An 8,166-nucleotide genomic window follows, 5' to 3' on the forward strand; every position below is an offset into this window, starting at 1 on the left:
GGTTCACGTAGTGGTCGAGCTCGAAGCGCAGCTTGAGCAGCAGCCCGCGCTCGATGTTGGCGCCGGTGAGCCTCGGGTCGCCGGGCACGCCGCCCACGGCGCCGAGGAGGATCGCGTCGTGGCCCTTGATGGCCGCGAGGTCGTCGTCGGTCAGCACGTCGCCCGTCTCGAGGTATCGCCCCGCGCCCAGCGAGAAGGGCGTCTGCTCGAAGGCGACCTCGGTGCCGGCGACGGCCGCGTCGAGCGCCTTGAGCGCCTCATCGACGACCTCTGGACCGATTCCGTCGCCCCGGATGACCGCGAGCCTGACCGTGCCTACCATGGATTCTCCTTCGTGCGCCAGCCCTCCCAGCGTAGTGTCCGGGTGACTGCCCCCTCGATACACTCGGCCTCAGGACGAGGTATCCGCCTCATCGAACCGCGGCACCTGGAGCCGCCGGAGAGAAAGCAGGACCCCATGAGTCTCGGTCTCGGAATCGTGCTCTTCGTGATCGGCGCCATTCTCGCCTTCGCGCTCAACCTCACCGTCGACTGGATCAACCTCCAGCTGGTCGGCTATATCCTCATGATCGCCGGAGCGATCATCATCATCATCGGCATCGTGCTCCTCGCGCGTCGTCGCCGTTCGGTGACGACCTCGCACACGAGCGTCGACCCCGCCACCGGCGACCGGGTCGTGCGCAACGAGCACTCGACGCCCGAGGACCCGACCGTCCTCTGAGTCCGATGCTCCGAACGGCCGCTGCCCCGACGAGGGCGGCGGCCGTTCGTCGTGCGGGCCGGGTCGGCCGGGCGACCGGGCTGCCCGACGTGGTCATTCGGTCGGAGCCGGCGACGGGTTCCGCAGCGCGATCGCCGCGACCACGGCGGCCGCGAGCATGAGTCCCACGCCGATGAGCGAGGTCACCACGACGCCGCCGTCGAACGCGTGAGCTGCGGATGCCGCGAGCTCGGCGCCGATCGGGCCGGGCAGCTGCTCGGACACCGTGACGGCCCCGGCCAGCGTCTCGCGCGCGGCATCCGCCTGCCCGTCGGTGAGGAGCGACGGCAGCACGATCCCCGACCGGAACTGCGCCGCGAGGATGCTGCCGAGCACCGCCGTGCCGAGGACGGCGCCCAGCTCGTAGGCGGTCTCGGACACGGCCGACGCGGCACCGGCCTTCGCGGGCGGCGCGCTCGAGAGGATGAGCTCGTTCGAGACCGTCTCGGCCGAGCCGATGCCCACGCCGAGCAGCACGAAGGCGATCACGATGGGGGCGATCGACTCGGCACTGGTGGTGAGCGCAATGAGGAGGTATCCGCCAGCGGACAGGCCGAGCGCCACGGGCACGAGCACGCGGGGGCGCACGCGGCGCGCGATCGGCACCACGGCGAGTCCGGCGATGATCATGGCGACGAGGCCGGGCAGCAGGGCCAGGCCCGCAGCGACCGGCGTGAGGCCCGCGATGAGCTGCAGGTGCTGCGACACGAAGTAGAGGAATCCCACCAGCGCGATCACGCTGAAGAGGTTGACGAGCACCGCACCGCCGAACGAGCCCTGCCGGAACAGGCGCACGTCGAGCATGGGCGACTCGCTGCGCAGCTGCCGCCGCACGAACCAGAGCGCGCAGAACGCGCCGAAGGCGATCGCCTGCACGCCGAAGCCGTCGACGCCCTCGGTGGCGAGCGACTTGATGCCGTACACGATCGGGCCCATCGCGGCCAGCGAGAGCACCGTGCTCACGACGTCGATGCGCCCGGGCGCGGGGTCGCGGCTCTCGGGGATGAGCAGCGGCACGAGCACGAGCAGGGGCACGAGTACCGGCACCGCGAGGAGGAAGACGGACCCCCACGCGAACTGCTCGAGGAGGAGCCCGCCGACGAGGGGCCCGAGGGCGCTGCCGGCCGCGAAGCCCGACGCCCAGATGGCGATGGCGAGTCGTCGCTGCTCGCGATCGGTGAAGACCGCGCGCAGGAGCGACAGGGTCGACGGCATGAGCATCGCGCCGAAGAAGCCGAGGGCCGCGCGGGCGCCGATGAGCGCCTCCGCCGTCGGCGCGAACGCGGCGATGACCGAGACCACGGCGAAGCCGGTCGAACCGATCAGGAGCATGCGGCGGCGGCCGAAGCGGTCGCCGGCGCTGCCCATGCCCACGAGGAGGCCGGCGAGCACGAGCGGGTACGCGTCGACGATCCAGAGCTGCTGGGCGGCCGTCGGTGCGAGGTCGCGCGAGATGGCGGGCAGCGCGAAGCTGAGGACGGTGTTGTCGATGGAGACGAGGAGCACGGGCAGCATGAGCACGGCGAGCGCGACCCAGGCGCGGCGCGGCGCGCGCGGGGTGCGACGTCCGGGCGCCGCCGAGGCCCGGCCGGGATCGATCGGCGCGATGCTGCGCGACGCGAGCTCGTTCGGCTGGGTCTCGGGCTGGGTGGTGTTCGTCATCTCGGCTTCCATTACTTTACCGTCCAGCCGGTATAGTATCAGGTCATGGTCGGATGCCGCTCGCTACGATCGAGCACATGAGTCGTCCCCCAGCCGCGCGCGACGCCGTGCTCGACGCCTTCGAGCGCCTGCTCGTGGAGGGCGGCGACCGTGCCGCGACGCTCGACGCTGCCGCGCGCGGGGCGGGGGTCTCGAAGGGCGGGCTGCTCTACCACTTCCCGACGCGCGAAGCCCTGATCGACGCCGTCCTGGCGCACTTCTCCGCGCTCGTCGATGCGGACCTCGAGGTCATGGCCTCAGCACCCGAGGGTCCCGTCGCCTACTTCGTGCGCACGTCGGTCGCGAGCGACACGGCCTTCGAGCGGGCAGGCGTCGCCGCCGCGCGACTCGCGCAGGCGGGGCATCCGTCGGCCGTTCGCATGATCCGCTCGGTGCGCCAGCGGTGGCTCGGCGCGGTGCGCACGCATGTGGCCGACCCCACGGTCGCACTCGCCATCACGCTCATCGGCGACGGCCTGTACTACGACTCCGCGCTGCACGGTGACGACGCGGAGACCGGCGTCGACGCGCCGCCCGAGCACGAGATGGACGACCTGGTCGCCCTGCTCGAACGGCTCGCCGACGGCCCACCTCGGGCCTGAACGGGCGCCCGCTACTCCTCGGTGATGTCGATCTCGACGAGCACGTCGGCGTCGATCGCCTCGCGCACGCGGTCGAGCACGTCGGTGGGCACCGGCGAGTCGACCGTCAGGACGCTGAGCGCCTGGCCCCCGGCCTCGCGACGCGCGATCTGCATGCCCGCGATGTTGATGCCCGCATCGCCGAACTCGCGGCCGTAGACCGCGACGATGCCGGGCCGGTCGGTGTACTCCATCACGATGTGCGTCGTGGCGATCGGCACCTCGATCTCGTAGCCGTTGATGCCCACGAGCTTCTCGATCTGCTTGGTGCCGGTCAGCGTGCCCGAGACCGAGAGCTGGCGGCCGTCGGCGAGCGCGCCCGCGAGCGTGATCACGTTGCGGTACTCGGGCGAGTCGGCGTCGGTGATGAGGCGCACGTCGATGCCGCGCTGCTCGGCGAGCAGCGGCGCGTTCACGTACGACACCGTCTCGCTGACCACGTTCGTGAACACGCCCTTCAGTGCCGCGAGCTTCAGGACGCTGACGTCGTAGTCGACCAGCTCGCCGTGCACCTCGACGTCGAGGCTCGTGATCGCGGCGTCAGCGAGGCCCGCGAAGAGCTGGCCGAGCTTGTCGACGAGCGGGATGCCGGGTCGCACGTACGGGTCGATGACGCCGCCGGCGACGTTCACCGCGTCGGGCACGAGCTCGCCCGCGAGCGCGAGCCGCACGGACTTGGCGACCGAGACGCCCGCCTTCTCCTGCGCCTCGTCGGTCGACGCGCCGAGGTGCGGCGTGACGATGACGTTCGGCAGCGACAGCAGCGGCGACTCGCGCGGCGGCTCGGTGACGAACACGTCGAGGCCGGCACCGGCGATCTGCCGGGCGGCCAGCGCCTCGTAGAGCGCGTCCTCGTCGATGAGGCCGCCGCGCGCGACGTTCACGACGAACGCCGTCGGCTTCATCTTCGCGAGCTGCTCGGTCGAGATCATGCCCGTGGTCTCGGGCGTCTTCGGCATGTGGATGGTGATGAAGTCGCTGCGCTCGAGGAGTTCGTCGAGCGTGACGGTCTGCACGCCGAGCTGCTGCGCGCGGGCGGCGGTGATGTAGGGGTCGTACGCGATGACCTCGGTGCCGAACGCCTGCAGTCGAGCCGCGATGAGGGCACCGATGCGGCCGAGGCCGATGATGCCGATCGTCTTCTCGTAGAGCTCGGTGCCCGTGTACTGCGACCGCTTCCACTCCCCCTGTGCGAGCGCCGAGTGCGCGGCCGGGATGTGCCGGGCGAGGCTCAGGATGTGGCCGACGGTGAGCTCGGCCGCCGAGATGATGTTCGACGTCGGCGCGTTCACGACCATCACGCCGGCCGCGGTCGCCGCCTTGATGTCGACGTTGTCGAGGCCGACGCCCGCACGTGCGATCACCTGCAGCCTGGGCGCGGCGGCGATCGCCTCAGCGTCGACCTTCGTCGCCGAGCGCACCAGGATGGCGTTCGCCTCGGGCAGTGCGGCCAGCAGCGCGGAACGGTCGGTGCCGTCGACGTTGCGGATCTCGAAGTCGGGCCCGAGGGCGTCGACGGTGGCGGGCGAGAGTTCTTCTGCGATCAGCACGACCGGCTTTGACACGAACGATTCCTTCGKGTGCGAAGCGCGCGCACGGCGCTCTGATGTGCGGTGGGATGCGCCACACGCCGTGGGGGCGCTACCCGGCCACTCTACTGGAGCGTGCATGCCGCACTCGTTCTGTGACGTCGCCGCCGTCACACCCTCGCGCCGGTGGCCGCGGCGGCCGCGGCTTCAGGACAGGTCGAAGCCGCCCAGCGTCGAGAAGAGGACGTCGACGTCGAATGCGAGCGCCTGCACGAGGGCGTACCCGGCGAGGAAGAGCAGCACCTGTGCGAGGGGGGCGCGACGGCGGCCCAGCCAGAACGCGACCCCGAACACGAGGAACGGCACGATGAGGGCGGCGATGAGAAGCGTGAGCCCCAGCGCGCTGAGCGGCACGCCGAGGGCACCCGCCTGGAGGTTCAGCCCGACGAGGTTGCCGACCGCTTCCCAGACGTCGTAGGCGTAGAGCACGCCGAAGACGAYGGCGATGGTCATCGCGAGCCAGCGCGGGGTCGGCCGACGGACCGTCGCGGTCTCGCGGGGCTCCGCGGCGGCATCCGGTGGGACGGACCCACCGGTGGGAAGGGATGCGTCGGTCATCTCAGCCTCGCAGCAGGAACGGGACGGGCACGAGCAGGACTGCGCCGGCGACGAGCCAGAGCAGGCGGGCGCGGCGGTGTTCGGCGGCGAGCCACAGCACGGCGGCGAACCAGAGCACCGGCGCGAGCACGGCGAACCATCGGCCGAGTCCGTACATGAACTGCGCGACGGGATCGCCGAGTTCCACCGCGGGCGTGGACGCCCAGATCAGCCAACCGATCGCGTAGAGCAGGTAGACGCCGCCGAGCAGCCCGAGCACGACGAGCTCGACGGAGCCGGCCTGCCGCCGGGCATCCGTCTCGTCAGCCGCGACCGTTGCGGCGGATGGCGCGGCATCCCCGGCCGTCGTCTGCGGCCCGAGCCGCGCCGGCTCGCCGACCCGCTTCCAGCCGGGCGCGAGCGTGGGATCGTCGTCGCCCTCCCAGCGCAGTGCGTCGTCGTCGGGATCGGGGCTCATGCGACCAGACTAGCGACGGGACGAGGCACCCATCGTCGATTCTGGACGACGTCAGTGACCGGTAAGCCGCAGTCGGCGCTCGGCCAGATCCGGATAGGGATCACCGGTCGCCGTCGGCGCGCCGAGGCCGGCGCGGCGCTCGGCCTGATCGCGGTAGGCGTGGCCGACCGCCGGTCCGCCGAGGCCGTCCCGGCGCTCGGCCTGATCAAGGTACAGGCCCGCTCGAGCGGATGCCAGGTCGCGGGACCCGTCCGACCGGCGCTCTGCGAGGTCACGGTATTCAGCTCGCTCCTGCGCAACCTGCGCCTCGGACATGTGCTTGGACTGGGGTTCCGTGAGGTGCGGCTGCCCTGCGCACGACGAGAGGGCGAGCCCGGCCGAGGCCGCGAGGAGCGCGGCGGCGATGACGCGTCGGATGTTCTGCGTGGTGTTCATGACCGCAGGTTCGCTCGCGCCGGTATGGTGCGAGGGCTCGACCGGTATGGAACGGGTATGGGTTCGTCCCCGGTTCGTTGACAGCGTCCGCGACCTCGTCMCACACTGCAGGTGTGGAGATCCGAGTGCTCGGAGACCTCACGATCGATGGTGGGCAACTCAGCCCGAAAGAGCGTTCCCTGCTCGCCGCCCTCGTCCTCCGTGCCGGCAATGTCGTCACACCGCCTGAACTGGCCGACGCGGTGTGGAGGGATGAGCCGCCGAGCACGTGGCCCAAGCAGGTGCAGGCGTTCGTCGTGCACATCCGCCGCGCGCTCGGCTCGACGTCGATCGGCACCACGCGCGGCGGCTACCGGCTCCGGGTCGATGCCGACGCCATCGACGCGGTGCGGTACGAGCGTCTCGTCGACAGTGCCCGGCTCCACCGCGCGAACGACGACCCCGCACGTGCCGTCGACGTGCTCGAGCGGGCGGACTCGCTCTGGAGCGGCGCGCCGTACTCGGACCTCGGCGATTGGCCCCCGGCGGTCGCGGAGGCAGAGCGACTCGGGGAGATCCGGAAGTCCGCCGAGGAGGACCTGGCGGCCGCACGGCTCGAATKCGGTGAGCATCGAGCCGTCGTCCCGGACGCGGAACGGCTCGTCAGGGCGGATCCCCTTCGCGAACGGCGCTGGGCGATCCTCGTGACGGCGCTCTACCGAAGCGGCCGTCAGGCCGACGCCCTCGCCACTCTGCGGAGGGCGCGTGACCGGCTCGCCGACGAACTCGGCATCGAGCCCGGCGCGGAACTCATTGCGCTCGAATCCGCGATCCTGCATCAGGATGTCTCGCTCGACGCGCCACCGGGGCACGCCGTCGCGGGCGCGGAGTGCCCGTATCGCGGCCTGCAGCCGTTCGGAACGGAGGACGCCGAGGAGTTCTTCGGCCGCGATGCCGACATCGCCGCCGCGCTGGGACGGCTCGGCGGGTCGCCCTTCCTCGCCGTGTCCGGCGCATCCGGATGCGGCAAGTCATCGCTGGTGCTCGCCGGGCTCGTTCCAGCCCTCCGGGCTCGAGGCGACACCGTCGTGGTGCTCGGCTCGGGGGCGGCGCCGATCACGCGACTCCACGACGCGCTGTCCGGTGGTGGCCACACCGACGTGGTCGTCATCGACCAGTTCGAGGAACTCTTCCATTCCGGTCTCTCGGATGCGCAGGTGGCGGAGTTCTCAGCGCTGATCGCAGCGGCCGTCTCGGGCGGCCGGCGAGTGATCGTCGCGGTGCGCGCCGACTTCCTGAGCTCGTGCGCGGCCGAGCCGAACATCGGACCGCTGTTCGCGGCAGGTGTGCACCTCGTCGGCCCGCTCGGCCCCGACGGGCTCCGGAGTGCCATCGAGGAACCCGCCCGCCTCGCCGGCTTCCGCCTCGAGCCGGGACTCGTCGAGTTGATCCTGCGGGATGCCGCGGACGCGCCGGCGGTGCTCCCCCACGTCTCGCACGTGCTGGTGGAGACGTGGCTGCGCCGTGAGGGCGCCACGCTCACGGTCGCCGGGTACGAGGATTCCGGCGGCATCTCGGGCGCGATCGCCAAGTCCGCCGACCAGCTCTACCTGTCGCTCGACCCAGAGGCGCGGGCGACGTGCCGCGCGACGTTCCTCCGGCTCGTCGAGATCAGCGCGGACGGGTCGCCGATGCGCCGCCGCATCCCGATCACCCCGATGCGACAGGACGCGACCCATGATCGGGTGCTCACGAGCCTTGCCCGGGCCCGCCTGGTGAGCGCCGAGGAGGATTCGCTCATCGTCGCCCACGAGTCGCTCGCGACGGCGTGGCCGCGCCTCCGAGGCTGGCTGGAGGACGACGCGGAGGGCCTCCGGGCCATGAGCGCGCTGGCGAGCGCCGCGACCGGCTGGGAGGCGGATGGTCGCCCCGCTGAAGACCTGTACCGCGGAGCGCGCCTGGCGGCGCTCCTCGCGTGGCGGGATTCCGCGGGGCCCGAGCTCACCGAGTCGGAGGTCGCGTTCCTTGAGGCCTCCGCGTCGCAGG

9 protein-coding genes are annotated in these 8,166 nt (G+C 71.6%); 3 read left to right on the forward strand and 6 right to left on the reverse strand.

Annotated elements, in window-relative coordinates; all coding sequences use genetic code 11:
• A partial coding sequence (locus tag AC1DY2_RS11005; RefSeq protein WP_476762467.1) for an isocitrate/isopropylmalate family dehydrogenase occupies positions 1-322 on the reverse strand: 322 nt, incomplete at its 3' end.
• A gap of 135 nt (positions 323-457) precedes the next feature.
• Here AC1DY2_RS11005 and AC1DY2_RS11010 point away from each other — a divergent pair.
• Positions 458-721 (forward strand): DUF6458 family protein, encoded by a 264-nt coding sequence (locus AC1DY2_RS11010; protein ID WP_159600435.1) that lies wholly within the window; start codon positions 458-460, stop codon positions 719-721.
• A gap of 93 nt (positions 722-814) precedes the next feature.
• Here the strand turns inward: AC1DY2_RS11010 and AC1DY2_RS11015 are convergent, their stop codons facing one another.
• Entirely contained in the window at positions 815-2,422 is a 1,608-nt protein-coding gene (locus AC1DY2_RS11015) for an MFS transporter (protein WP_476762468.1), read from the reverse strand.
• 77 nt (positions 2,423-2,499) lie between these two features.
• Here AC1DY2_RS11015 and AC1DY2_RS11020 point away from each other — a divergent pair, with 77 nt between their 5' ends.
• Positions 2,500-3,063, forward strand: a complete 564-nt coding sequence (locus AC1DY2_RS11020) for a TetR/AcrR family transcriptional regulator (protein ID WP_476762469.1) — start codon at positions 2,500-2,502, stop codon at positions 3,061-3,063.
• An 11-nt stretch (positions 3,064-3,074) separates the two neighbouring features.
• Here the strand turns inward: AC1DY2_RS11020 and serA are convergent, their stop codons facing one another.
• The 4 genes from serA to AC1DY2_RS11040 form a co-directional block, all read right to left on the reverse strand.
• Complete coding sequence (serA, locus tag AC1DY2_RS11025) at positions 3,075-4,667, reverse strand: phosphoglycerate dehydrogenase (protein ID WP_476762470.1); 1,593 nt, start codon at positions 4,665-4,667, stop codon at positions 3,075-3,077.
• A 171-nt stretch (positions 4,668-4,838) separates the two neighbouring features.
• Positions 4,839-5,249: a hypothetical protein gene (locus AC1DY2_RS11030; RefSeq protein ID WP_476762471.1), complete on the reverse strand. Its 411-nt coding sequence runs from the start codon at positions 5,247-5,249 to the stop codon at positions 4,839-4,841.
• Position 5,250: 1 nt separating this feature from the next.
• On the reverse strand, positions 5,251-5,706 hold the full coding sequence (locus AC1DY2_RS11035; RefSeq protein WP_476762472.1) for a DNA polymerase III subunit gamma/tau: 456 nt from the start codon (positions 5,704-5,706) through the stop codon (positions 5,251-5,253).
• A gap of 51 nt (positions 5,707-5,757) precedes the next feature.
• Positions 5,758-6,141 carry a hypothetical protein gene (locus AC1DY2_RS11040; protein ID WP_476762473.1) on the reverse strand — a complete coding sequence of 128 codons (384 nt, stop codon included), beginning with the start codon at positions 6,139-6,141 and terminating at the stop codon, positions 5,758-5,760.
• Between the two features lie 113 nt (positions 6,142-6,254).
• On the opposite strand from AC1DY2_RS11040, the gene AC1DY2_RS11045 reads away from it, so the two are divergent.
• Positions 6,255-8,166, forward strand: a 1,912-nt coding sequence (locus tag AC1DY2_RS11045; RefSeq protein WP_476762474.1) for an AfsR/SARP family transcriptional regulator, incomplete at its 3' end; no start/stop codon positions are given.

The organism is Agromyces sp. P1_H4, from assembly GCF_056405255.1.

Bases quoted from the DNA above. Each gene is read 5' to 3' on its own strand.
- AC1DY2_RS11010 (WP_159600435.1), top strand. From the start codon at position 458: ATGAGTCTCGGTCTCGGAATCGTGCTCTTCGTGATCGGCGCCATTCTC.
- AC1DY2_RS11015 (WP_476762468.1), bottom strand. From the start codon at position 2,422: ATGACGAACACCACCCAGCCCGAGACCCAGCCGAACGAGCTCGCGTCG.
- AC1DY2_RS11020 (WP_476762469.1), top strand. From the start codon at position 2,500: ATGAGTCGTCCCCCAGCCGCGCGCGACGCCGTGCTCGACGCCTTCGAG.
- AC1DY2_RS11035 (WP_476762472.1), bottom strand. From the start codon at position 5,706: ATGAGCCCCGATCCCGACGACGACGCACTGCGCTGGGAGGGCGACGAC.
- AC1DY2_RS11040 (WP_476762473.1), bottom strand. From the start codon at position 6,141: ATGAACACCACGCAGAACATCCGACGCGTCATCGCCGCCGCGCTCCTC.